The sequence below is a fragment of the Arthrobacter sp. TmtSoilC51 genome (assembly GCF_055388015.1).
The window spans coordinates 4722143-4744544 of sequence record NZ_AP035877.1 but is presented as its reverse complement, the minus strand read 5'-3'; the positions used below and the strand labels follow the sequence as shown (position 1 = coordinate 4744544).

Below are 22402 nucleotides of genomic sequence, written 5' to 3'. Positions count from 1 at the left end.
GGTGGGCGCTTAGTGGGCCACGGCTGCGGCGCCGTGTTCGTCGATCAGGGCGCCGGTCTCGAAGCGTTCAAGCGCGAACGGCTTGTTCAGCTTGTGCGGAGTACCGGTCGCAATGGTGTGCGCGAAGGTCAAACCAGCCGCAGGAGTGCCCTTGAAGCCACCCGTTCCCCAACCGCAGTTGACGAACATGTTCTCCACGGGGGTGAGCCCAACAATCGGCGAGGCGTCCAGCGTGGTGTCCACGATGCCGCCCCAGGTCCGGAGCACATGCGCCCGGGCGAAGATCGGGAAGAGCTCCACGGCCGCTGCCATTTGTTCCTCGATCACGTGGAACGATCCGCGCTGGCCGTAGCCGTTGTAGGAGTCCACGCCAGCGCCCATCACCAACTCACCCTTGTGTGCCTGGGACACGTACACGTGGACGTGGTTGGACATGACCACCGTGGGGTGGACCGGCTCGTGCAATTCAGACACAAGTGCCTGGAGCGGGTGCGACTGGATCGGGAGGCGGAAACCGGCCATCTCGGCGAGGACCGAGCTGTGGCCGGCGGCGCAGAGACCCACCTTTTCGGTGTTGATGGTGCCGCGCGTGGTCTTGACGCCGGTTACCCTGTTGCCGTCCTTGATGAAGCCCGTGACTTCGCAGTTCTGGATGATGTCCACGCCGAGTTCATCGCACTTGCGGGCGAAAGCCCAGGCCACGTGATCGTGCTTGGCGATGCCTGCACGCGGCTGATACGTGGCGCCCATGACTGGGTATCGGATGTTGTCACTGGTGTTCAGGATGGGGCAGAGTTCCTTGACCTGCTGCGGGTCCAGCCACTCTGCGTCCACGCCGTTGAGCCTGTTGGCCCCGACACGACGCATGCTTTCGCGGACGTCGCCCAAGGTGTGGGCGAGGTTCATGACGCCACGCTGGCTGAACAGGAAGTCGTACTCCAGCTCCTCGGGGAGGATTTCCCAGAGCTTGAGGGCGTGCTCGTAAATTGCAGCGCTCTCGTCCCAGAGGTAGTTGGAACGGATGATGGTGGTGTTGCGGGCCATGTTTCCGCCGGCCAGCCAGCCCTTTTCAAGGATGGCGATGTTGGTCATGCCGTGGTTCTTCGCAAGGAAGTATGCGGTGGCCAGGCCGTGCCCGCCGCCGCCCACAATGACGGCGTCGTAGCTCTTCTTGGGTTCCGGGTTGCGCCAGAGGAAGTCGGGGTGTTCGGGGAGGTGGTCCGCGCTCACTGGGCTGCTCCAATCATTTCTTCGAGTTCAGTTGCGGCGTCGTTGCCGTCGCTGAGGTGTGGGTAAAGCGGGAACTTGTCGGCAAGTGCCGTGACGCGGTTGCGGAGTTCGACGGCGGTCGCATCGTCAAGGGCGACGTCACCACTGTTGCTGCCGCCGGCTGCTGCGGTGATCAACGCCGTCGCAATGATGTCTGCGACTTCGGTGAATTCTTCGGCGCCGAAGCCGCGGGCCGCGAGGGCGGGGGTACCGATGCGCAGGCCGGAGGAGACCATCGGCGGGCGGGGGTCGAACGGGACGGCATTGCGGTTGACCGTGATGCCGATGTGGTGCAGCGTGTCCTCGGCCTGCTGGCCATTGAGTTCGGAATTGCGGAGGTCAACCAGGACCAGGTGAACATCCGTTCCACCGCTGACCACTGAGATGCCTGCCGCGGCAAGGTCGTCCTGCAGGAATCGGTCCGCGAGGATCTTGGCGCCCTCGAGTACGCGGATCTGGCGTTCCTGGAATTCGGGCTCAGCGGCCATCTTGAAGGCCACGGCCTTGGCTGCGATCACGTGCTCCAACGGACCACCCTGCTGGCCTGGGAAGACGGCAGAGTTAACCTTCTTGGCGATGTCGGCGTCGTTTGTCAGGATCACGCCACCACGGGGACCACCAAGGGTCTTGTGCGTTGTGCTCGTGACGATGTGTGCGTGCGGAACCGGGCTCGGGTGCAGTCCTGCTGCCACCAGGCCGGCGAAGTGGGCCATGTCCACCATCAGGTAGGCGCCTACGAGGTCCGCGATGCGGCGGAACTCTGCGAAGTCCAGGTGGCGGGAGTAGGCAGACCAGCCAGCAACGATCAGTTGCGGCTTGTTTTCAATGGCGAGGCGTTCCACCTCGGCCATGTCGATGGTGTGTGTGTCCTCCTGGACGCCGTACGGGACTACTTTGTAGAGCTTGCCGGAGAAGTTGATGCGCATGCCGTGGGTCAGGTGGCCGCCATGGGCAAGATTCAAACCAAGGATGGTGTCGCCGGGCTGGATCAGGGCGAACATCGCGGCCGCGTTGGCCTGCGCGCCGGAGTGGGGCTGCACGTTGGCGAACTCGGCGCCAAACAGGGACTTCAGGCGGTCGATGGCCAGCTGCTCGATCACATCAACGTGTTCGCAGCCACCGTAGTACCGCTTGCCCGGGTAGCCCTCGGCGTACTTGTTGGTCAGCACCGAGCCCTGGGCTTCCATGACAGCCGTGGGGGCAAAGTTCTCAGAGGCGATCATTTCCAGCGTGGACTGCTGGCGGATGAGTTCCTGGGCGATCGCCTGATCGACCTCCGGGTCCGCCTGTGCGAGCGAGCGGATCAGCGGTTCAACCATGGTGTTCTCCTTCTGAAGTACTTGTAGCGGCCGTCTGTTAGGCAACTGATATATTAGAACTATTGCCATAGTATGTTGAAGGTCACATGGTCGTCAACAGGTCTGCGGCGATCCATCCAGCAAACTGGATTGGCGACAACGGGAGAGAGCAAATGAGCGCAGCACTGGAAGCACTGGAATCCGCTCCGCAGGGTTCGTCCCTCGCGGAGAACGCCTACCTGCTCCTTCGCGACAGGCTCATCATGCTGGACATCAAGCCCGGCGACCCCATCAACGATGGTCAGATTGCTGCGGAACTCGGTATTGGGCGCACCCCTGTCCGCGAGGCCATCAAGCGTCTCGAAAGCGACCACCTCGTGGTCTCCTACCCGCGGCGCGGGACATTTGCGACAGGCGTGGACATCACCCAGTTGGCCGAGGTCTCCGAGATCCGCGAACTGCTGGAACCGCTGGCCTCCAGGAAGGCCGCCCGCATGGCGAGCCCCGCCCTGCGTCTTGAAATCCGTGCAGTTGCTGAGGCGATCCGCGACCTTGAGGGCCAGGATGCCTCCTCCCAGGAACTCATGCGGTACGACATCCAGGTCCACCGGCTGATCTACAAGGCCTCCGCGAATGCGCACCTGGAAGACGTCCTGATCCGCTACGACAACCTCGCCACCCGCATCTGGTGCTACATGCTGGAAAAGATGCCCTCCGTCTCAGGCCACATCTCCGAGCATGCTGAACTGTTGACCGCCATTGCCGACGGCGACGAAGACCGCGCCGCCGAGCTCGCCCTTCACCACGTGGTTAGCTTCGAAGAGACGATCCGCAAGGTCCTCTAGGCGTCGCAGGACTCTTGCTCGCTTCCTGCGGAGGCAGCCTGGGCCTCCGCCTGCCTCCGCCTGCCTCTGGCGGCGGGGTCATCCTCTCGGACTACCGGATAACCCCGCCCCCTCCCGATGTTCTCTCACGTCCTGCGGCTTTTTGGCGGTTGCTCTCTCACGTCCTGCTGCTTTCTGGCGGTTGCTCTCTCACGTCCTGCTGCTTTCCGGCGGTTGCTCTCTCACGTCCTGCTGCCGCGGCGGTATGGCCCCAACGCACTAAAGCCCGACGTCGGGCACTCACCGCGAGTCCCCGACGTCGGGCTTTCTTCGTGAAAGTGAGCGAGCGTTTCGCGATGGGCCGCAGGATGTGCGAGAGCATCCGCGGAAAAGGGTTGGGATGTGCGAGAGGATCGCTGGTTTTTGGGCGGTGACTGCAACGCGGTAGCGCTTCTTGCAACAACAGCGGCAAAGGCTCAAAATCGCCTAACGCCCAATGGGAGCCTCACGAAGCTTCCTAAGACTTTTAAATAGACTCTTGACCGTGACGCGGAACACACATACTCTGGTGCAACAGCGTTGCTTCTAATGCAACCCCAAATATTCTTGGTGGACACATGAGTAATGAACTTTCCTCTGTGGCAGCCGTTCCGGGAGATCGGTCCAATGGCGGACGCGGCACCTCTCCCGAATCTGGCCCCAATCACACAGTCAGCAAGGACACGCGCCGACGCGTAGTCACTGCAAGCTTCATCGGCAACTTTGTCGAATGGTTCGACTACGCCGTCTATGGATACCTGGCCGGCATCATCTCGACCGTCTTCTTCCCGGAGTCGGACCGGCAGACAGCCCTGCTCGCGACCTTCGGTGTCTTCGCCGTCAGCTTCTTCGTAAGGCCGCTTGGCGGATTCATCTGGGGCCATATCGGAGACAGGCTGGGCCGGAAGCAGGCGTTGTCGCTCTCGATCGTCCTGATGTCGGTGGCCACGTTCTGCATCGCCTTGATTCCGGGGTACGCCACTATCGGCGTCATGGCCCCGATCCTGCTGTTGCTCGTAAGAGTCGTCCAAGGCTTCTCCGCTGCCGGGGAGTACGCCGGTGCGTCCGCCTTCCTGGTGGAGTACGCGCCGTCGAACCGCCGCGGACTCTATGCCGCCGTCGTGCCTGCCAGCACCGCAGCGGGGCTGCTGCTGGGGTCCTTGCTGGCCGCCCTGCTGAGTTCAGTCCTGACCCCGGAGCAGCTCAACGAATGGGGTTGGCGCCTGCCATTCCTGCTGGCGGCTCCCATGGGCTTGATCGGCAGGTACATACGCACCAAGCTCGAGGACACCCCTGCGTTCCGTGAGCTCTCCGAGAAGGACACTGCAGTCAAGGCGCCGGCCCTGGCAATGTTCAAGACCTACCGGAAGCAGCTCATCATCGCCACGGGCGCAGTGCTGCTGAACGCCGTCGGCTTCTACGTAATCCTCAGCTACATGCCCACATACTTGTCCGTGGAATTGGGCTTCGGCGCGGCGGAGTCGTTCCTTGCCACCACCATCGCCCTGGCAAGTTACATCGGCTTCATCTTCCTGACCGGCATCGCGTCGGATAAGTTCGGCCGCAAGCGCATGCTCATCACCGCGTCTGTCCTGTTCGTGGTGCTGACCGTTCCGGCGTTCATGCTCCTTGATACCCGCAACTTCCTGGTGATCGTCCTTGTCCAGATCCTGCTGGGCGGAATGCTCACCCTCAACGACGGCACCCTGCCGAGCTTCCTGGCCGAACTCTTCCCGACGAAGGTGCGTTACACGGGCTTCGCTGTCAGCTTCAACCTCTCCAACGCGTTGTTCGGCGGCACTGCGCCGTTCATGGCAACGCTCCTCATCGGCATGACCCACAATCAACTGGCCCCAGGCTGGTACCTCGTGGCTGCCGCCCTGGTTTCCCTCATCGCAGTCCTGTTCGCCGCCGAGACTTCCAAGAAGCCACTGCAGCAGGACTGAAACCAACCCACCCATTGAAAGGAACCACCATGACCATCACCGAGAACGAGGCCATCAATGATGTGGCCAAGCTCGAACGGCTCAAGGTCCTCAACAACGGCGAGAAGGTCTCGCTGACCTTCTCCGACGCAGAGTTTGAGCGTCGCCTCGCCGGACTTCGCAGCATCATGGCCGAGAAAGACCTCGACGCCGTAGTCCTCACCAGCTACCACTCCATCAAGTACTACTCTGACTTCCTCTTCACCTACTTTGGCCGCTCCTACGGCATGGTGGTGACCAAGGATGACACCGTCACCATTACGGCAAATATCGACGCCGGTATGCCTTGGCGCCGCAGCTACGGCGACAACCTCGTGTACACGGACTGGCGTAGGGACAACTACATCCACGCCATCCAGGAAGTCCTGCGTACCCGGGGCATCAACCCGCGCCGCATCGGCGTCGAGGATGACTCCCTGCCGCTGGATAATCGCAACAAGATCCAGGCCGCGTTCCAGGAAGCCACCCTGGTGGACGTTGCCCAGGCTGCGATGCGCCAGCGCATGATCAAGTCGGACGAGGAAATCGCTGTCATCAAGCACGGCGCCCGCATCGGCGATCTTGGCGGCGAAGCCATCCGCAATGCGATCACTGCCGGCATCACCGAGTACGAGGTCGCCCTGATCGGCACCGAAGCCATGGTGCACGAGATCGCCCGCACGTTCCCGGACTCCGAAATCCGTGACACCTGGGTCTGGTTCCAGTCCGGCATCAACACCGATGGCGCGCACAACTGGGCGACCACACGGAAGATCCAGGAACACGACATCCTGTCCCTGAACTGCTTCCCGATGACCAGCGGCTACTACACCGCATTGGAGCGCACCCTGTTCTACGGGGAACCGGACGCCCGCTCCTTGGAACTGTGGAACATCAACGTGGAGGTCCACAAGCGGGGCCTGGAACTCATCAAGCCCGGGGCCGTCTGCAAGGACATCGCCGCGGAGCTCAACGAGATCTATGTCGGCCACGGACTCCTGGCCAACCGCACGTTCGGCTATGGCCACTCGTTCGGTGTCTTGAGCCACTACTACGGTCGCGAGGCCGGCCTTGAGCTGCGAGAAGACATCGATACCGTGCTGGAACCAGGCATGGTGGTTTCCATGGAGCCGATGATTACGGTGTTGGACGGCCAGCCGGGTGCTGGCGGTTACCGCGAGCACGACATCCTGGTGGTGGGCGAAGACGGCGCGGAGAACATCACCAAGTTCCCGTTTGGCCCTGAGTACAACATCATCGGAGCCTAGGTGGACCGGCCGGTGTGCGCAGTGCACGGCGTCCACCGGCCCAACGCTGTCCCTGTCCCTGAGCTTCAGCCAAATATAGTGAACCCATGACTCCCACGGAATCCAACGACGTCTCAGGCAACGGCGAAGCCAAAGGTACCTCGGTCATTGTCAATGCCATCGCGGTCCTGCGGAGTTTCAGTGCCGACGAGCCGCTTTTGGGGGTCACTGAAATCGCAGGGCGCGTCGGCCTGCACAAGAGCACGGTTTCCCGCATCCTGGCTACGTTGGAGCAGGAGCATTTGGTGGAGCGCGACGTCGATTCGCGCAGGTTCCGCTTGGGGCTGGGCATGATCGCCATGGCGGGCCCGCTCCTGGCGGAACTCGAAGAGCGACGCGTGGCATATCCGGTGCTGCGGGAACTAACAGAACGCACGGGTGAGACAAGCGCGCTCATGGTCTGGAATGGAAGCGAATCCATGTGTGTGGAGCAGATCCCCAGCCGCCATCAGGTCAAGCACCTCGCCCCGCTGGGTGTCCGCTATAGCGAGGCGCTTAGCTCTTCAGTGCAGGTTTTCCTGGCCGCCGAGGACCAGGACCGCGTCCGGAATTTACTGCGGAGTGGTGCCATCACCCTTCCCGGCCTCGATGAGGAAGCTATGGAGGCGTACCTGCAGCGGTTGGAGGACTCCACGAAGCGTGGCTGGGCTGTGAACTTTGGAGAGACGTCCATTGAGGAAGTGGGCGTGGCCTCGCCGGTCTATGACCACAGGGGAAACATGGTGGCGTCCGTGCTCATCCCCGCACCAAAGTTTCGGGTCTCGCAAGATACGCTCAACAGCCTCGGTGAAGCCTGTGCCGATGCCGCGGCCAAGGTCACCACACGCCTGGGTGGCCGCGCTCCACGGTAACGCCCATCAAGCCGCAGCGAGTTGGCATTTGATGACAGTCCCGAGGCCTGGGATTGTCATCAAATGCCAACTCGGCGCGGAAGCACAAGAACGGCGACCGTTCCCGCGAAGGGTCCGACCGCCGTCGTTGTTTGAGCTGGCGTACGCGAGGTATTACATCCTCCGCCGTGCCGCGGTTGTCTCGTCCATGGCATCCCTGCCCAGCCAAGCACCCAAACCGATCATGGCCACGCCGAGGATCAAGTGCAGCCAGTTGTCAGCAGTGTTGAACGGAACAAAGTTGGCGCCCGTTTCCTGATTGATGATCAAGCCGTAGATCCAAAGAACGATATAAACGGCGCCGCCGCCAATGAGGAACAGTCGAGCCATGCGTGCTGTCCTTGCCATGGCCAAACCGGCCACGCCAAACAGCAAGTGCACGATGTTGTGGAGAATGGACACTTGGAATACTCCAAGCAGCATGGCGCCGGATTCATGTCCCGCGAAGGTCATGGCGCCGTAATTGGTGGTAATACCTGGGATAAAGCCCAAGACACCGACCAGCAGAAAAACAATGCCAGCGCCCATGGCGGTGTTGTGAAGAGTCAACCCCATCGCATGATGGTGTTCGGTGGGGTGCGAAGCGGTGGTCATGAAGTCCTCCCTTTCACGCTGTTACACGGCTCTTCTCATGGAGAACCGTCCCGCGGCAAGGGGTGTCGGATAACCTTGCCGACGCCGCCATAATACTCCTGAAATGCCTCCAAATGCAGGGGATAGGGCCACTTAGGTGCCAGTTAGCATGGGTTCATGAGCCAAGCTCCAAACGGGGATTTCCAATCGATCTTCCATGACACGCGGGACCTCACTCCCTTCCGGGAAGGATACGTTCGCACGCCGGTCCGCGGGTTGGCCGACGGCGTGGGTGAGGTGCTGTCCGGCGTCCTGAGTGGCCGGGATCCTGCCCGCCTTTCCGTGGTGGGCGATGTTCCCCGGTTGAAGCGCTTGTCCACCAAGCCTGCCAAGGCTATGCACGAGGCTGTTTTCACTGCTACTGAGCCGGATCGGCTCATCTCGCTGGGGCGCCTTTACCCGGGGTGGGCGGGCTTGTGCTACGTGATGGCGGGATTGTTGGCGTACAAGCACGGTGGGTATCTGCGGGCATCGGAGTTGCTGCGGCGCGGCTTAACAACAAGGATCGACGACGACGCGAGCCAGTTCTCGGCGCTCTACCTTGGGCAGGTGGTCACCCGGGTGGAGGTGGCCGAACGTATTGAAGTCCCGGTTTTGTTCAGCGAGGAGTCCGTGTTCCTGGCGCTGGCGCATTGCCTTCGGGAGATGGGGATGATCGAGTCGGCGTTGGAAGCCGTGGTGGGTTTGCCGCCGTCGTTGCCTTCGGCCTTGGCCCGCTGCACCGCGGCGTTTGCGCTGGGCCGGCACCGGGACGTGGTGATGTGCACTGAGGGCTTGTTGAATACCGATGACCTCTCGGCGGCCTTGCTCCTGATCCGGGCTCGATCGCAACGGGCGCGTGGCGACTTCGAATCGGCCCAAGCGGCGCTGAAAGAGGTCCTTCGGCGGAGGAAGACCAGCCTGGCTCTGCGTAATGATGCCCTCACGGACCGCGCCCTTCTCGCATTGGACCAGGGTCGCCGGACCTTGACTCCCCGTTCCAAGCGCCCCGCCCCGCCGGCAGAGCTGGAGACACTGGAAGTGATCCGCAAGGATGCAGAGATGCGTCGGCTGTGGGAGAACGACTTCAGGCAGCTCAGCGGCGAATAAAGACATTGTGCAGGCGCTGATGTAAGCGTAATCTTGTAATCAACCAAATGATTGATAAAGCATTTGGTTGATAACGAAAGGTCGCGCAGGGTTATGGATCCAGACGCTCTGGACAAGGCGTTCATGGCCCTTGCTGATCCCGTCCGGCGGGGAATCGTCGCCCGGCTGTCACGGGGGGAGGCAACAGTCAATGAACTGGCAGAGCCGTTCGCCATCACCAAGCAGGCTGTTTCAAAACACATCCAGGTCCTGGAACGTGCAGGTTTGGTGACCCGCTCGCGCGAAGCCCAACGCAGGCCCGTGCATCTGGACGCAGCCGCGCTCGAAGAGCTGACGGCATGGATAGACCAATATCGATTGATCGCCGAGCGTCGCTTCCGGCTACTCGACGAACTCCTGGCCGAAACGGGTCCTGATCCCGCAGGGATCCCAAGTAAAGAAGAAGAAGAGGAACTGCAATGAGCAATCCAACAGCAATCACCGCTGATGACGGCGTTCCGTTCGTAGATACCGTCCGCGAATTCGATGCACCGGTCAGTGCAGTGTTCAAGGCGCACGTGGACCCGGACCTCCTGGCCAAATGGCTTGGTCCGCGGGACGCCAAGCTCAACGTCACCGAATACAACGCAACCACCGGCGGCAGTTGGCATTACGAAAGTGGTCACGAGACCGCCATGTACGGATTCCGCGGGGTCTTCCACACCGTAGACACCGACGAGTTGATCATCATGACCTTCGAATTCGACGGCGCCCCGGGCCAGGTGGGCATCAGTACCACCAGGTTCGAGGAAATCGACGGCCGCACCAAGATCGTGGTCCACGAGGTCTACCCATCGGTGGAAGCGCGCGACATGGCGCTGGCCACGGGCATGAACTATGGCGTGATCGAAGGGTACGAGCGACTTGACGAGGTTCTTGCCGCCTAGGCTGGGCTGGCCCTCGCCGCTACGCGCCCCGCACCACAAGGGGAAGGAGTTGCTCCGTCAACAGCACTGCTCCCAGCCCAATCATGATGATCCCGCTGGCCAGCGTCACCACGCGCGCGGCGCCCGGACGTGAAGCGAGCAGCTTCCGCGAGGTCAATGCGACCCCGGTGTACACCAGGCCGGCGAGGATCACGAAGGTCAGCCCTAGCAGCCCCGACTGAACAGGAACAGGAAGTGCGGCTTCGGGGCTGACGAATTGCGGCACCAGCGCCACAAAGAACAACAGGCCTTTAGGGTTGATGCCGCTGGTGCCCATGCCTTGGAAGAACGTCCGGAGCTGGTTGCCGGACTGCACGACGGCGCCTTCCGCACTGAAGGTGGCCCCTCGCCAGGAACGGATAGTCCCGAAGCCGAGCCACAACAAGTAGGCGGCGCCGGCGATCGTGAGCCAACCCAGCAGGCCGGGCACTCCCGCGAGCAGGGCTGCCAGGCCTGCCGTCATAAGCACGGTGTGAATCACATATCCGCTGCATAGCCCGGCGACGGCGGGCACGAAGCTGCGCTGGCGAAGTCCGGCCGAGATCGAGTAAGCCCAGTCGACGCCGGGAGTGCAGGCCAAGGACACTGCGACGAGCAAGAAGGCGAGGAACAGCTGTGGATTCACGATCTCTCCAGGGGTGTAGTGGTAGGAAAACTCTAGGGAAAATCCGCCCATAAGTGTTCCCCGATTTATCCCTGAAACCGGTGATTTGGGTAAGATCATTGCGTGATTGACAAGATTGATAGAAGTATTTTGCGCCACCTCCAAGAGGATGGCCGAATGACTGCCACTGCCCTGGCATCAAAGGTGGGTTTGACGGTTGCTCCGTGCCATCGCCGGCTCCGGGATCTGGAGACTTCCGGAGTTATCCGGGGTTATCGCGCGGACGTTGATCCAGCAGCGGTGGGGCTCGGATTCGAGGCAATTGTTTTCGTCACGCTCCGGCAAGTGGAGCGCACCATCATGGCGGAGTTTGAGGAGCGTGTCACCGCAAGCCCCAACATCGTTGAGGCTCAGCGGCTGTTCGGCTCGCCGGACTACTTATTGAAGGTCATCGCGGCCGACCTCCCTGCCTATCAACGCTTCTATGACGACGAGCTTGCAGCCCTCCCGGCTGTTGAGCGTCTCACTTCCACATTGGTGATGAAGAACTTGAAGACCAACATCGGGCCGCCGGTCTGAGCGCTATTCCTTCAGCAGTCCGGTTGTCCGGTAGGGAATCACTTCGCGCAGGAACATGCTGGTGGATGTGCGCACGATTCCCGGGCAGAGCCTGATTTCTTCCGAGACGCGGTAGAGGTCATCCGGGCTCTTGGCTACCACCCTGATGATGAGGTCTGTGTCGCCAGCAGGAGCATGGCATTCGAGCACCTCCGGGATTTCCCGCAGGGCAGCGATGGCTTCATTGAGGTGGCTCTGGTCGAGTTCGGCGCTCACAGCAGCGGCCACACCCCGGCCGAGTGCCGAGGGCAGCACACGGCTGCTGTTGGCGCGCAATGCCCCCGATGCCGTCATCCGCTCCAGTCGCGACTGGACAGTGCCGCGCGCCAGGTGCAGTTTCTGGGCAAGGACCATGATGGGGACGCGGGGATCCTCATCAAGTGCGGCGATGATCCTGCGGTCCGTAGCGTCGAGTTCCTGCAAAGTGACCACTTCCTGTCTGCGAATTCAACTGTGATTAGTCAGATCGACCACTCAATGCCACGTCTGTTGCACCTACTGTATGCGTACTGCTGAAATAGTGACAACGAAGCAGGGCGAGGCTACCGCCGGATCCCGCAGGCAGCAGGCACCTGGAACACCACCCGGACCCCTGTACAGGTTTCCCGCAAGGAAGCAGCCGCTGATTGACTCTTGTTCACAGCATTGTCATTCCGCACCCGCCCGCCTGTCGGGCAGCACAGCAAGAGCCCCTGAGCCACCGGATCGTTGCGGTAGCTGAGGGGCTCTTGTGGTGTGTGCGGACGCATAGGCTTGGACCATGACATCTGCAGGCCGCTTCGCCCCTAGCCCTTCCGGCGAACTGCATGTAGGCAATCTCCGCACGGCGATCCTCGCCTGGCTCTTCGCTAAATCGACTGGCCGCGACTTCCTGCTGCGCGTGGAGGACCTGGACCGGGCCCGATCCGGCGCGGAAGCTGAGCAGCTCCGCGACCTGAAGGCCGTCGGCGTCAGTTGGGACGCCGCCGTCGTACGTCAGACTGAGCGCGGACCGCTGTACGAGGACGCAATTGGGCGCCTGACTGCCGAGGGCCGCACCTACGAGTGCTTCTGCACGCGCCGCGAAATCCAGGAAGCGCCGTCTGCGCCGCACTCTCCGCAAGGTGCCTATCCGGGTACCTGCCGCAGGTTGTCGGAGGCCGAGCGCGAGATACGGCGGGCGTCGCGTCCGGCGTCCATACGCCTGCGATCGGACGTCGATGAGTGGGCTGTTGAGGACCAGTTGCACGGCCACTACGTGGGTGTGGTTGACGACTTTGTGCTGCGGCGTAACGACCACGTGATGGCCTACAACCTGGCCGTCGTAGTAGACGATGCCGCCCAGGGAATCGACCAGGTGGTCAGGGGCGATGATCTCCTTCCGTCCACTCCGCGGCAGGCGTACTTGGCCACCCTTTTGGGGTTGCCAGTGCCGGAGTATGCCCACGTTCCGCTGGTGGTAAACCACGACGGCGTGAGGCTGGCAAAGCGCGACGGTGCGGTGACGCTGGGCGACCTTGCCGCCGTCGGAGTTTCAGCCGAGCGCGTACGCGACCTCCTCCTTGAGTCGTTGGGACTACCGGCTGGTTCCTTGCAGGATGCCGTCCCGGAATTCGACCCTGGGAGGCTGCCGAGGGAGCCTTGGGTGTGGAAAACGCCCATGGCCTGAGTGCGTGCCAAGTAGGCTGTCTGGATGCATTCACAGGTGATCGCCCCAGGTTTCGAATCCGTTGCTGAGCTCTTCGGCAGTTTCCTGGAACAGGACCCCGACTATTCTGCCCAGGTTGCCGCGTACCACCGCGGCGAGAAGGTGCTGGATCTCAGCTACGGACCGCACGCCCGTCCTGATTCCGTCACCGGTGTTTTCTCGTGTTCCAAGGGCATGGCCGGGCTGGTCATGGCGCTGCTGGTCCAGGACGGCGAACTGGATCTCGACGCGGAAGTGGTCAAGTATTGGCCGGAGTTCGGTGTTGAAGGAAAGGCGTCCATCACCGTCTCCCAACTCCTTTCGCACCAGGCCGGATTGTTGGGCGTCGAGGGAGGCGTGAGCCTTGAAGAAGTCAATAATTCCGAACTCGCGGCCGCGAAGCTCGCCAAACTTCCGCCCCTATGGAAGCCCGGCGCGGCGTTCGGCTACCACGCCCTGACAATTGGCATTTTCATGGAAGAGCTGTGCCGGCGAATCACCGGTTCAACGCTCCAGGACGTCTTCGAACAGCGCATCCGGTCCGTGACGGGTGCCCACTTCTACCTTGGGCTACCGGAGGTTGAGGAAGAACGCTTCGCGCCTTTCCGCTGGGCGGCCGACCCCGCGTCGCCGTGGGTGGACCCGGCCAGCCACTTCGGTTTGGCGGCCAATGCTGCAGTGGGCGACATCCTGGATCTTCCGAACATCCGCGAGGTCCGCGCTGCGGGTATGAGCTCGGTAGCCGGTGTTTCCAGCGCCGAGGGCATGGCCAGGATCTACGCTGCGGCGGTGACAGGGTTGGCGACCGGCGGCCAAACCGCCGTCGCACCTCTTCTCACGGAGGAGACCATCCGCAGGGTTTCAGCTGAGCAGGTGTTCGGGATCGATCGCGTCTTCGGCGAGACCGGTTGCTTCGCCACGGTCTTCATGAAGTCGCACAGCCGGATGCCCTTCGGCAGCTACCGCGCGTTCGGGCACGACGGCGCCAGCGCGTCTTTGGGGTTCGCGGACCCTGTGTATGAACTTGGCTTTGGATACGTCCCGCAACAGGCCGAGCCCGGAGGAATTGGATGCAACAATCTCCTGCTCAGTTCGGCCGTCCGGGAGGCGATTGCAGGGCTTGCCTTGTAGTTTTCCCCGTCTCGAAAAACTAATGGTTTCTGAGACGCCCACCGATCCCGCCAGACGGGAAATGCCCCTTTATACCAGCGAGTGATGATGCTTCTCGTGTACCAGGCAGTCGTGGACTTCCCGGAATGGGGAAAGTGCTGCCGCCTGGACGACGGGCACTCCGGTGAAACCTGTGATAGCGAGATTCACAGCGGCGAGAACTCGTTCTGTCGCGGCCATCCCGGCATGGCAAACCGGTCAGGTGGCGGCTGATGCTTAAAATGTAGGACCTTGGGTGGCTCGGCGAAGGGTTCCCAGACCCCTAGGCATCATGGAAGACTCCAGCCAGGAGTCACGTCAATTTTTGGTCCTTTTGGACGTTTACTCCAGAACTGCGGGTTTTGCCTCTGGCTTGACTGTTCGTTTCTAAAGGGACGGATCGAATGACTTCTGTTGATGGTCGGGAGCGGAAGTTCCTGGAGCTTTCCACCGCGACAGCGGCAAACCTTGATGTTGATGGGGTGCTGCGGCAGCTCGGTTCTGACCTTTCTGGCTTATCGGATCAGGAAGCGGCAGCCCGATTGGCTATCGTGGGACCGAACGCAGTCCTGTCGCATCAGGCGAATGCTTGGGCAGTGTTGGGTCGTCAGCTCGCTAGTCCTATTCTGATCTTGTTGTTCGTCACCGCGTCGGTGTCACTCTTCCTGGGGGATGCGACCAATTCGATAGTCATCGGAGTAATCCTTCTGGTTAGTGTGGGGCTGGGATTCAGCAACGAGTTCAGAGCTGAGCGCGCATCGGAATCCCTGCACTCCCAAATCACGCACCGGGCTCTGGTACTTCGGGAGGGCAGGACCTTACCCGTAGACGTGACGGACGTTGTGCCCGGCGATGTCGTCCAGCTGGGACTCGGGACGATTATTCCTGCAGACCTGCGACTGTTGGAGACGAACAATTTGCTCTGTGATGAGAGCATTCTTACCGGGGAGTCACTGCCGACGGAGAAAGGTCCGACTCCTGTTCTCAATGGCGCAGCCCTGGGCGATCGGACATCGTGTGCGTTCATGGGGACTGTTGTTCATTCCGGTGGGGGAGCCGGGGTGGTCGTGGCCACCGGAAGCGGCACGGAATTTGGACGAATCGCTTCAGGTTTGGGAGAGCGTCAGCCGCAGACTGAGTTCCAGCTCGGCCTTCGACGTTTCTCTTTCCTCTTGCTGCAGGTGGCCATTGGTCTGACCTCGCTGATCTTCCTCATCAACATGTTGCTTCAACGGCCCATCATTGAATCGCTGCTTTTCTCGCTGGCCATCGCTGTCGGTATCACACCTCAACTTCTCCCCGCTGTCGTGAGTACCAGCCTGGCCACTGGGACACGACTTCTGGCCCGGCAGAAAGTGCTCGTCAAACGTCTGGTCTGCATCGAAGACTTGGGCGATATGGACATCCTGGTCACCGATAAGACCGGCACCTTGACCGAAGGAAGGATCAGTTTCACGGGAGCACTGCCAGTAGCCCCGCCCACGACCCCGGATCAAGTACTCACTATGGGATTGTTGGCCACTGAGGCCGACTACACGACGGCCAGAAATTCCGTCGCCGGCCAAAACCCGTTGGATGCGGCCCTCTGGGCCAGCCCGCAAGCGGCACGGCTTTCCCCTGAACGGTTCACACGTCTGGACCTCATCAGCTTCGACCACGAACGACGCCGCACCACGGTGCTGGTTCACGAACCCGGGGGCGGGGAGCAACTGATGACCAAGGGTGCCCCGGAAGACATCCTCGCCCTGTGCCGTCCGACAGCCAGGGCCGCGTTGGAGATGTTGAATGAGCAGTTTGCCGCAGGATCCCGGGTTGTGGCGGTTGCCTACCGTGACGTCCCTGGACTGAGGCAAGTCTCAGAGGCGGATGAACAGGACTTCACCCTGGCGGGTTTTCTGATCTTTCTGGACCGGCCCAAGGCGAACGTAAAAGCGTCACTGGACCGGCTCCAGTCCTTACAGATCACGGTGAAGATCGCCACCGGCGACAACGCCAAAGTTGCAGAGAAAGTCTGCGCCGACATCGGAATTGATTCCGGTGGCACCCTCAACGGGGCCGATATCGATGGGATGTCTGATGATGAATTGGTCTCCGCGGCACGGGCGGCTTCTATTTTCGCCCGGGTGTCCCCGGAACATAAAGCACGAATCATCACTGCCCTCCGCAAGAGTGGCGGTTCCGTAGGGTTCCTGGGCGACGGGGTGAACGATGCTCTGGCCCTCCACAAGGCCGATATCGGCATATCGGTGGATTCGGCCACCGACGTTGCCAAAGACGCGGCCGACGTCATCTTGCTTGACAAAGACCTCGGAGTCCTCGCCGCCGGGGTCGGGGAAGGACGGCGGATCTTCGCCAACACCATCAAGTACGTCCTGATGGGCACGTCAAGCAATTTCGGGAACATGTTCAGCGCCGCCACTGCCTCGGCGGTGTTAAACTTCCTGCCCATGCTGCCCAGTCAGATCCTGCTCAATAACCTGCTCTACGACGCCGGGCAGCTGGCCATTCCCACCGACAGGGTTGATAAAGAACAACTCCGTGCTCCCGCGCACTGGAATATCGCCTTCATCCGACGCTTCATGCTTCTTTTTGGGCCTATCAGTTCGGTCTTTGACTTCGCGACGTTCGCGCTGATGCTGTTGGTGTTCAATGCTGTCCCTGGGGAGTTCCGGGCTGGCTGGTTCATTGAATCAATCGCCACCCAAACCCTGATCATTTTCGCGATCCGCACCCACAAGGTACCCTTTCTCCGCAGCAGGCCCTCGGCAGGGCTGACCATAGCATCGCTGAGCGTCGTCGCGGTGGGCGTCGCACTTCCCCTATCACCGATCGGACCAGTCCTCGGCTTCGATCCGTTGCCGGCGCCCTTCTTTCTTGCCCTCATAGGTATGGTGATCATCTACCTAACCATGGTGGAGTTCGCCAAACAATGGTTCTTCTCCCGCGCCAAGCAACAGACCCCCACCACCTCAACGCCTGTCCCTCGGCGCAGGGCAACCCATCACATCAGCAGGCGTGCATCCCGCTTCAGCACTGCGGGTAAATTGCCAAGCGCGGCAGAGGAGTCCGCCCTTAGTATTTGATCGCCGATCCAAGCACGTCCGTCGAGTGTTGAAAGGGATGTTGGCAGATGCACATCGCTGTTGAGTACTCCTTCAGGTTCCAATATCAGGACACCTTCCACGAAGTTGTCGTCCCGGCAGAGCGATTGCTGGGTGTCCCGCTGAGCGTGGAGTTGGTCCGGCAATTGGTGGAGGACGACGAGTCCTTGTTGAGGGCACTCTTCGGGGAGCTCCTGGCCCAATATCGTTTGATGATGAGGTATCCGGAGTACTGGTCCAAGGAACTTGAGCGGGAATCTGAGATCATCAAGCTCGTCGAAGCTTGATGATGAGATTTGGCCCGATGCCCTGACCCGACGGAAGGGAGAACGGTCTCGTTCATCGGAGCCGTGGCGATGCATACGCCGCACTGAGCAGCTGCCGGGCACATTCGTGCCCTAGCTGGTCATTCAAGGTTGCGGCGCAGCAGGCCTTGTCGTGTCCCTTGCTGGGACGATGGATCAAGGAAACATGTCACTGGCAGGCATGGTCGGGGTCCTGTTTATCATCGGGTTCTTCTTCCAGAATCTTCGCCCCTAGGGTGCCCCTACGGCTGTTCACGGGCTGTCTGTTGTTTTCACTCATCGCGAGAGGATTCGTGCCGCCCCGCCCTGTCGTAGACCATGCTGGCGTAAAACAGGACGCATGGGCTACCTATTCGAAGAACCCCTCGACTAGACGCTGGACGCGAAGTCCAGCGGCCAAGTCAGGACGACATCGTGGGCTCACCTCGCGAAAACTCTGCTGCGGATACATTTCCCGCCGGCAGCATTGTTGGCTACATCAACGAAGAGGGCGGCGCGGTGGGCATTGAGCAGACCCTCAATGACCAACTCAAGGGTGCAGACGCTGAGCGGACCTTCCATTGGAGCTGACGGGATCATCATTCCCACAGCGGCCAATCAAGTGACGCCGGCTGCGGACGGGGACACCGTGAAGCTGACGATTGACAGTGATCTCCAGTTCTATTCTCAGAATGCCATTGAGAAGCAAGTACAGGTGCAGGCACCTGGCGGCCTCGCCCCAATGCTAAGTTCCGACAAGGCTGGAACCTCGATATCCGGGAAGCGTGGGTTATCGGCCTGCAGGACAACACCGCGGTCGGTGATCCTGAGTCGCTTGATCGTCAGCTCCCCGTCCAGGACCGCCACGGCAACGGAACCATCCTTGGGTTCCAGCGCGCGGTTCACGATCAGTTCGTCGCCGTCGCTGCTGCCCGCCTGCTCCATGGATTGCCCCGGTGACCTTGACGATAAAGGTGCCGATCACCTCTTGGATCAGATGTTCGGTCAGATCAATGCGGCCCTCAAAGTAGTCCTGGGCCGCCGGTAGTTTGTGCGGGCTGTGCTGCTGGAACCCCGGTGGCCATGCCCGCCCACAGCGTGTCAGTGGTGGCAGCAACAACGTCCTCAACACTGTTGCCGTCCAGCTGCTTGCCTGCCGCCAGGAGCGCGGCGCCATGCAAGCTCACGAAGCACACCATGGCCAAGGTTTCTGTGTCGCCCGGGGCCAAGGCCCCGTCATCCTGTGCCTCTGCGATGAGGGCGCGGGCTACGTGGATCCCTTGTTCGCCGATGTTCCGCAACTCAGTGCTGGACCCGGGGTGATGCTTGGTGGAGTACATGACGGTCAAGAGCGCCGGGTGGGAAACGGCGAAGTCCACATAGGCGGTGGCCACGCTTGCAAAGCGCTGACGAAGGTCATCTCCTGCGTGGGCAGCCGCGAGTATGCGCTGGTTCATCAACTCAAAGCCAGCCAGCGCCAAGGCGTCGACGAGGGCTTGCTTGTCGCGGAAATGTTTGGCCGGCGCGCCGTGGCTGACGTTAAGGTCCCGGGCCAGCTGCCTCAGGGAGAGTCCGTCGACGCCCGCTTGCTCAATGGTTTCCATGGCGCGCTCCAGCAGCGCTTCACGCAGCTTGCCGTGGTGGTAGGGCTGGTCAGTCATGAACATAGTTTACCGAAGAAGTAGTCATTGACAACAATGTAGACACTGCCTACGATGTTGGCATTGACTACTTCGAGTCAGGCCGGCGTATCCGAAGCCGGAGTTTACAGATTGGAACCGCCATGACCATGACCTATTCCGGTACCACCGCGCTGATCACAGGCGCCAGCTCCGGGCTCGGCGCAGAATTCGCAAGCCGCTTTGCCGCGCGTGGCTCCAACCTTGTCCTCGTGGCACGCCGCGCGGACCGCCTGGAAGAGCTGGCCAAGGAATTGCGAGCTGAACATGGCGTAGCCGTAACAGTGCTTCCCATGGATCTAGGTCGCCCCGGTGTTGGCCAGGAGCTCGTGGCCGAAATGGCGAACCGCGGAATCACCGTGGACACCCTCATCAACAATGCAGGCTTCGGAACCCGCGCTCCCTTGGTGGAGGAAGACCCAGACGTCATCGCTTCCGAGATCGCACTCAACGTAGCTGCCTTGGTGGATATCACCCGAGCGTTCATGCCGGGTATGCTCTCCTCCGGCAAGGGTGCCCTGGTGAATGTCGCCAGCACCGCCGCGTTCCAACCCATCCCTGGCATGGCCGTCTATGGGGCCACCAAGGCGTTCGTCCTCAGCTTTACCGAAGCTGTTGCCCACGAGGCCAAGAGCTCCGGCCTGAGTGTGCTTGCCCTCTGCCCGGGCGCCACCCGCACCGAGTTCTTCGATGTCCTCGGCAGTGAATCCGCGGCAGTCGGACGCATGCAAACCTCAGCGCAGGTTGTCCAAACGGCGCTCAAGGCGCTGGACCGCCCCGGAACGCCGGCAAGCGTTGTGTCTGGCTGGGCCAACCGGATCGCAGCCGGTCTTGCGCAGCGCGTGCCGAGGGCCCTCGCGGTGGGCATCGCTGCCCGAGCTGTTCAGGAGTAGAACCTGGCACCATGGCTGGAGTAGTGCCTGTGCAGGAGTGGCGCCAATCTGCGGATAGGCGCTGTGCGGAACTTTGCGGATAGCCTGAAGAAAGGTCCGATCCCTGTTCGGTGCCTATATCTATCCGGAGGCCAGTATGACCGAATCACGCTTCACCGTTGAGACGGCGAAGGTACTCGCCGAGGTGGCCCACAACCGCCAAAAGGACAAGCTCAAGCGCCCTTACCGTGAGCATGTCCTGGCGGTGGGGGACGCGCTCGCCGACTTCGACGAGGACATCCAGATTGCGGGCTACCTTCACGACATTGCCGAGGACACTCCCATCACGCGGCAAGCCCTGTTGGAAATGGGCGTCTCCGAGCGGGCCCTTGCCATCATCGAACGCGTCACGCGCCGCTTCCACGACGACCCCGACGACTATGAAGCAGGGATCCGGTTTGTGGCCGAAGACCACGATGCCACCTTGGTCAAAATTGCCGATAATGCCCACAATTCCCTGCCCGAACGAGTCCAGGCGCTGGCAGAGAAATGGCCCGATAAGCCGCCCATGACCCGCTACGCCGACGCCCGCCCAGTGCTCTACTCGGCCGTGCCGCGGGAAGAAGTTGAGATGATCCTGCAGCGGATCAACCCGTATCTGCTCCGGGAGCTGGACGAGATCGTTCCCGATTAATCCCGGTGCGTCAGGCCTCCAGCAGGCGCCGACGATGCTTGAGTTCCTTCGTCCAATCTTTGGTTTGCCTCGCCGCGAAGGGCGAGGCACCGCCGTCGAGGTCGCTGATCAACGAGGCGGTGGCTTTGAGGGCGACGTCCACTGAGTGCTGGGCAGCCCGCTCCGTCAGCCCGAGCTTCACGGCCCAAGCGAGGAAGTGCCTGCGGGAGATGCCTGTCTTCTTCCCGCCGACGGCCAATGCGAGCGTCTTGTCGCCGTAAACCACTGTGGAGGGGATGTCATATACCGGGGCGATGGTGAATTCGCGTGCGCCAAGAACTCCGGGCGCCTCCACCATCGAGACGTTCTTGGCGTGGAGATCACCATTTCCCGTCAGCCAGGCAAACGCCAGTTGGATGACCAGATTCCGGAGTGCCGGGAGGCGGGCAGGGCAATGCCTGGCCAGCGCCGAACAGACTTCGCCGAAGGGAACGCTGTATTTGTCTGCAGGGTACAGCCCCAGGATCTGGGCTCCATCTTCCACGGCCAGCCGCAGCGGTGAGCCGTCGGCTGCGGTGACCCGATCAAAACGCTCCACCAGAAGGCCCGCCCGGCCGCCGACGTCGTGCACCAACTGCACGTTGCTCACAGGAATCCGCAGCCGACGCGCGTAACGGAACATCAGGAACTCGTTTTCCACAACGGAGGGGAACTCCGGGGCGTTGAGCTTAAGGATGTACCGCTTGCCCGCCTGCGCCACGGGGAGTGAAATCATTCCCGCAGACAACTTGTCCTGCACGCCCGCCAGGGCCACGGGATCGATCAGTCCGGAATCTCCCAGCAGCGCATCAAAGTCCAGCGGCAGTTTTGAATCAAGCACGACGGCGGCGCCCCCTTCCGCCAGCGCCTCGCCGTGGGGGACCGTCTGGACATCGCCCACGGCGTCGCCGCCCGCTGCCATGAGGAGGGCGAGTTCGTCGTCCGCGCTCGCCTTGACGCTGCGCCGTAGCGAGTTGAGCCGCCGGCCCTCAGGCAGCAGGCCAGTGAAATAGGGCGGGACGGCACCGCTCGGCGTGAACACGGGCTCGGCGCTCACCGGCAGCGTCGTTGCCACGGCGGGTAGGCCGGCGTCGAGGTAGCGAGGGAGGTAGCTGAACTTGGTGCCGCCCTCATGCCGTTCGAGGCGCGCTGCCAGAATGCCCTGCTTGTAGACGTCGGCGATGCGGTGGAAGGTCATCTTGCTGTCTCAGAAGCCGCAGGCCTGCCTGCTTGGCGGAGGGAAAGTTCCAAGCCAAGGGTGTCAAGGACAGCCAAAAGGGGCTCAAGCTGGACCGTGCTCTTGCCCGTTTCCACGAATCGAACGAACCGTTCTGAAACGCCTGCGAGATCGGCGAGGTCCTGTTGGCTAAGGCTCAACGAGGCACGGCGGGCGCGCACTTCAGGGCCCAAAGTGGCCATGAGGCTGTTGGCTGGCATCA

Annotated in this window: 23 protein-coding genes and 1 pseudogene; 15 read left to right on the top strand and 9 right to left on the bottom strand. The window is 61.6% G+C overall.

Annotated elements, in window-relative coordinates; genetic code table 11:
• Positions 1–9: 9 nt before the first annotated feature.
• Both ACZ5G6_RS21685 and glyA read right to left on the bottom strand, forming a co-directional pair.
• Entirely contained in the window at positions 10–1230 is a 1221-nt protein-coding gene (locus ACZ5G6_RS21685) for a sarcosine oxidase subunit beta family protein (protein ID WP_498688073.1), read from the bottom strand.
• Positions 1227–2588 carry a serine hydroxymethyltransferase gene (gene glyA, locus ACZ5G6_RS21680; protein WP_498688071.1) on the bottom strand — a complete coding sequence of 454 codons (1362 nt, stop codon included), beginning with the start codon at positions 2586–2588 and terminating at the stop codon, positions 1227–1229. The genes ACZ5G6_RS21685 and glyA overlap by 4 nt, the downstream gene beginning before the upstream one ends.
• 152 nt (positions 2589–2740) lie before the next feature.
• On the opposite strand from glyA, the gene ACZ5G6_RS21675 reads away from it, so the two are divergent.
• The 4 genes from ACZ5G6_RS21675 (at position 2741) to ACZ5G6_RS21660 (ending at position 7552) form a co-directional block, all read left to right on the top strand.
• A complete protein-coding gene (locus ACZ5G6_RS21675) occupies positions 2741–3412 on the top strand; it encodes a GntR family transcriptional regulator (protein ID WP_498688068.1) in 672 nt (223 codons plus the stop codon).
• 596 nt (positions 3413–4008) lie between these two features.
• Positions 4009–5376, top strand: coding sequence for an MFS transporter (locus tag ACZ5G6_RS21670; protein ID WP_223934843.1), 1368 nt, complete (start codon positions 4009–4011; stop codon positions 5374–5376).
• A gap of 29 nt (positions 5377–5405) precedes the next feature.
• A complete protein-coding gene (locus ACZ5G6_RS21665; protein WP_498688065.1) occupies positions 5406–6662 on the top strand; it encodes an aminopeptidase P family protein in 1257 nt (418 codons plus the stop codon).
• Positions 6663–6748: 86 nt separating this feature from the next.
• Complete coding sequence (locus tag ACZ5G6_RS21660) at positions 6749–7552, top strand: IclR family transcriptional regulator (protein ID WP_223934841.1); 804 nt, start codon at positions 6749–6751, stop codon at positions 7550–7552.
• A 153-nt stretch (positions 7553–7705) separates the two neighbouring features.
• Here ACZ5G6_RS21660 and ACZ5G6_RS21655 read toward each other — a convergent pair whose 3' ends face one another.
• Positions 7706–8185: a DUF4383 domain-containing protein gene (locus ACZ5G6_RS21655; RefSeq protein WP_498688063.1), complete on the bottom strand. Its 480-nt coding sequence runs from the start codon at positions 8183–8185 to the stop codon at positions 7706–7708.
• A gap of 156 nt (positions 8186–8341) precedes the next feature.
• Here ACZ5G6_RS21655 and ACZ5G6_RS21650 point away from each other — a divergent pair, with 156 nt between their 5' ends.
• The 3 genes from ACZ5G6_RS21650 to ACZ5G6_RS21640 all read left to right on the top strand — a co-directional run bounded on the left by ACZ5G6_RS21650 (position 8342) and on the right by ACZ5G6_RS21640 (position 10239).
• Complete coding sequence (locus ACZ5G6_RS21650) at positions 8342–9313, top strand: hypothetical protein (protein WP_498688060.1); 972 nt, start codon at positions 8342–8344, stop codon at positions 9311–9313.
• 93 nt (positions 9314–9406) lie between these two features.
• Positions 9407–9775: an ArsR/SmtB family transcription factor gene (locus ACZ5G6_RS21645; RefSeq protein WP_498688058.1), complete on the top strand. Its 369-nt coding sequence runs from the start codon at positions 9407–9409 to the stop codon at positions 9773–9775.
• On the top strand, positions 9772–10239 hold the full coding sequence (locus ACZ5G6_RS21640) for an SRPBCC family protein (RefSeq protein ID WP_498688055.1): 468 nt from the start codon (positions 9772–9774) through the stop codon (positions 10237–10239). Before ACZ5G6_RS21645 ends, ACZ5G6_RS21640 begins: the two co-directional genes overlap by 4 nt.
• A gap of 19 nt (positions 10240–10258) precedes the next feature.
• On the opposite strand, the gene ACZ5G6_RS21635 is transcribed toward ACZ5G6_RS21640, so the two are convergent.
• Positions 10259–10903, bottom strand: a complete 645-nt coding sequence (locus ACZ5G6_RS21635) for a LysE family translocator (RefSeq protein WP_498688053.1) — start codon at positions 10901–10903, stop codon at positions 10259–10261.
• A 102-nt stretch (positions 10904–11005) separates the two neighbouring features.
• On the opposite strand from ACZ5G6_RS21635, the gene ACZ5G6_RS21630 reads away from it, so the two are divergent.
• A complete protein-coding gene (locus ACZ5G6_RS21630) occupies positions 11006–11461 on the top strand; it encodes an Lrp/AsnC family transcriptional regulator (RefSeq protein WP_498688051.1) in 456 nt (151 codons plus the stop codon).
• Between the two features lie 3 nt (positions 11462–11464).
• On the opposite strand, the gene ACZ5G6_RS21625 is transcribed toward ACZ5G6_RS21630, so the two are convergent.
• Complete coding sequence (locus ACZ5G6_RS21625) at positions 11465–11923, bottom strand: Lrp/AsnC family transcriptional regulator (protein WP_223937668.1); 459 nt, start codon at positions 11921–11923, stop codon at positions 11465–11467.
• A 337-nt stretch (positions 11924–12260) separates the two neighbouring features.
• Between ACZ5G6_RS21625 and gluQRS the strand changes: the two genes are divergently transcribed.
• The 5 genes from gluQRS (at position 12261) to ACZ5G6_RS21600 (ending at position 18291) form a co-directional block, all read left to right on the top strand.
• Complete coding sequence (gene gluQRS, locus ACZ5G6_RS21620; protein WP_498688049.1) at positions 12261–13148, top strand: tRNA glutamyl-Q(34) synthetase GluQRS; 888 nt, start codon at positions 12261–12263, stop codon at positions 13146–13148.
• A 24-nt stretch (positions 13149–13172) separates the two neighbouring features.
• Complete coding sequence (locus ACZ5G6_RS21615; RefSeq protein WP_498688046.1) at positions 13173–14297, top strand: serine hydrolase domain-containing protein; 1125 nt, start codon at positions 13173–13175, stop codon at positions 14295–14297.
• A gap of 422 nt (positions 14298–14719) precedes the next feature.
• Positions 14720–17398 (top strand): magnesium-translocating P-type ATPase, encoded by a 2679-nt coding sequence (gene mgtA, locus ACZ5G6_RS21610; RefSeq protein ID WP_498688043.1) that lies wholly within the window; start codon positions 14720–14722, stop codon positions 17396–17398.
• A gap of 47 nt (positions 17399–17445) precedes the next feature.
• Positions 17446–17703, top strand: a complete 258-nt coding sequence (locus ACZ5G6_RS21605; protein WP_498688042.1) for a hypothetical protein — start codon at positions 17446–17448, stop codon at positions 17701–17703.
• A 432-nt stretch (positions 17704–18135) separates the two neighbouring features.
• Entirely contained in the window at positions 18136–18291 is a 156-nt protein-coding gene (locus tag ACZ5G6_RS21600) for a hypothetical protein (RefSeq protein ID WP_498688040.1), read from the top strand.
• Between the two features lie 124 nt (positions 18292–18415).
• On the opposite strand, the pseudogene ACZ5G6_RS21595 reads toward ACZ5G6_RS21600, so the two are convergent.
• Together ACZ5G6_RS21595 and ACZ5G6_RS21590 are read right to left on the bottom strand one after the other, a co-directional pair.
• Positions 18416–18832 (bottom strand): annotated as a pseudogene (locus ACZ5G6_RS21595) (LexA family protein); the annotation flags it as partial.
• A complete protein-coding gene (locus ACZ5G6_RS21590; protein ID WP_498688038.1) occupies positions 18723–19361 on the bottom strand; it encodes a TetR/AcrR family transcriptional regulator in 639 nt (212 codons plus the stop codon). The pseudogene ACZ5G6_RS21595 and the gene ACZ5G6_RS21590, both read right to left, overlap by 110 nt.
• A gap of 122 nt (positions 19362–19483) precedes the next feature.
• Between ACZ5G6_RS21590 and ACZ5G6_RS21585 the strand changes: the two genes are divergently transcribed.
• Positions 19484–20272: an SDR family NAD(P)-dependent oxidoreductase gene (locus ACZ5G6_RS21585; RefSeq protein WP_498688036.1), complete on the top strand. Its 789-nt coding sequence runs from the start codon at positions 19484–19486 to the stop codon at positions 20270–20272.
• Between the two features lie 136 nt (positions 20273–20408).
• Complete coding sequence (locus ACZ5G6_RS21580) at positions 20409–20945, top strand: HD domain-containing protein (protein WP_498688034.1); 537 nt, start codon at positions 20409–20411, stop codon at positions 20943–20945.
• Between the two features lie 10 nt (positions 20946–20955).
• Here the strand turns inward: ACZ5G6_RS21580 and ACZ5G6_RS21575 are convergent, their stop codons facing one another.
• Complete coding sequence (locus tag ACZ5G6_RS21575) at positions 20956–22161, bottom strand: type II toxin-antitoxin system HipA family toxin (protein ID WP_498688033.1); 1206 nt, start codon at positions 22159–22161, stop codon at positions 20956–20958.
• Positions 22158–22400: a helix-turn-helix transcriptional regulator gene (locus tag ACZ5G6_RS21570; RefSeq protein WP_498688031.1), complete on the bottom strand. Its 243-nt coding sequence runs from the start codon at positions 22398–22400 to the stop codon at positions 22158–22160. Before ACZ5G6_RS21570 ends, ACZ5G6_RS21575 begins: the two co-directional genes overlap by 4 nt.
• Positions 22401–22402 lie beyond the last annotated feature (2 nt).

What these genes read in the sequence shown, in the direction of transcription:
- glyA (WP_498688071.1), bottom strand. Translation starts at nt 2,588, where the DNA reads ATGGTTGAACCGCTGATCCGCTCGCTCGCACAGGCGGACCCGGAGGTC.
- ACZ5G6_RS21675 (WP_498688068.1), top strand. Translation starts at nt 2,741, where the DNA reads ATGAGCGCAGCACTGGAAGCACTGGAATCCGCTCCGCAGGGTTCGTCC.
- ACZ5G6_RS21670 (WP_223934843.1), top strand. Translation starts at nt 4,009, where the DNA reads ATGAGTAATGAACTTTCCTCTGTGGCAGCCGTTCCGGGAGATCGGTCC.
- ACZ5G6_RS21665 (WP_498688065.1), top strand. Translation starts at nt 5,406, where the DNA reads ATGACCATCACCGAGAACGAGGCCATCAATGATGTGGCCAAGCTCGAA.
- ACZ5G6_RS21660 (WP_223934841.1), top strand. Translation starts at nt 6,749, where the DNA reads ATGACTCCCACGGAATCCAACGACGTCTCAGGCAACGGCGAAGCCAAA.
- ACZ5G6_RS21655 (WP_498688063.1), bottom strand. Translation starts at nt 8,185, where the DNA reads ATGACCACCGCTTCGCACCCCACCGAACACCATCATGCGATGGGGTTG.
- ACZ5G6_RS21650 (WP_498688060.1), top strand. Translation starts at nt 8,342, where the DNA reads ATGAGCCAAGCTCCAAACGGGGATTTCCAATCGATCTTCCATGACACG.
- ACZ5G6_RS21645 (WP_498688058.1), top strand. Translation starts at nt 9,407, where the DNA reads ATGGATCCAGACGCTCTGGACAAGGCGTTCATGGCCCTTGCTGATCCC.
- ACZ5G6_RS21640 (WP_498688055.1), top strand. Translation starts at nt 9,772, where the DNA reads ATGAGCAATCCAACAGCAATCACCGCTGATGACGGCGTTCCGTTCGTA.
- gluQRS (WP_498688049.1), top strand. Translation starts at nt 12,261, where the DNA reads ATGACATCTGCAGGCCGCTTCGCCCCTAGCCCTTCCGGCGAACTGCAT.
- ACZ5G6_RS21615 (WP_498688046.1), top strand. Translation starts at nt 13,173, where the DNA reads ATGCATTCACAGGTGATCGCCCCAGGTTTCGAATCCGTTGCTGAGCTC.
- mgtA (WP_498688043.1), top strand. Translation starts at nt 14,720, where the DNA reads ATGACTTCTGTTGATGGTCGGGAGCGGAAGTTCCTGGAGCTTTCCACC.
- ACZ5G6_RS21605 (WP_498688042.1), top strand. Translation starts at nt 17,446, where the DNA reads ATGCACATCGCTGTTGAGTACTCCTTCAGGTTCCAATATCAGGACACC.
- ACZ5G6_RS21590 (WP_498688038.1), bottom strand. Translation starts at nt 19,361, where the DNA reads ATGACTGACCAGCCCTACCACCACGGCAAGCTGCGTGAAGCGCTGCTG.
- ACZ5G6_RS21585 (WP_498688036.1), top strand. Translation starts at nt 19,484, where the DNA reads ATGACCATGACCTATTCCGGTACCACCGCGCTGATCACAGGCGCCAGC.
- ACZ5G6_RS21580 (WP_498688034.1), top strand. Translation starts at nt 20,409, where the DNA reads ATGACCGAATCACGCTTCACCGTTGAGACGGCGAAGGTACTCGCCGAG.
- ACZ5G6_RS21575 (WP_498688033.1), bottom strand. Translation starts at nt 22,161, where the DNA reads ATGACCTTCCACCGCATCGCCGACGTCTACAAGCAGGGCATTCTGGCA.
- ACZ5G6_RS21570 (WP_498688031.1), bottom strand. Translation starts at nt 22,400, where the DNA reads ATGCCAGCCAACAGCCTCATGGCCACTTTGGGCCCTGAAGTGCGCGCC.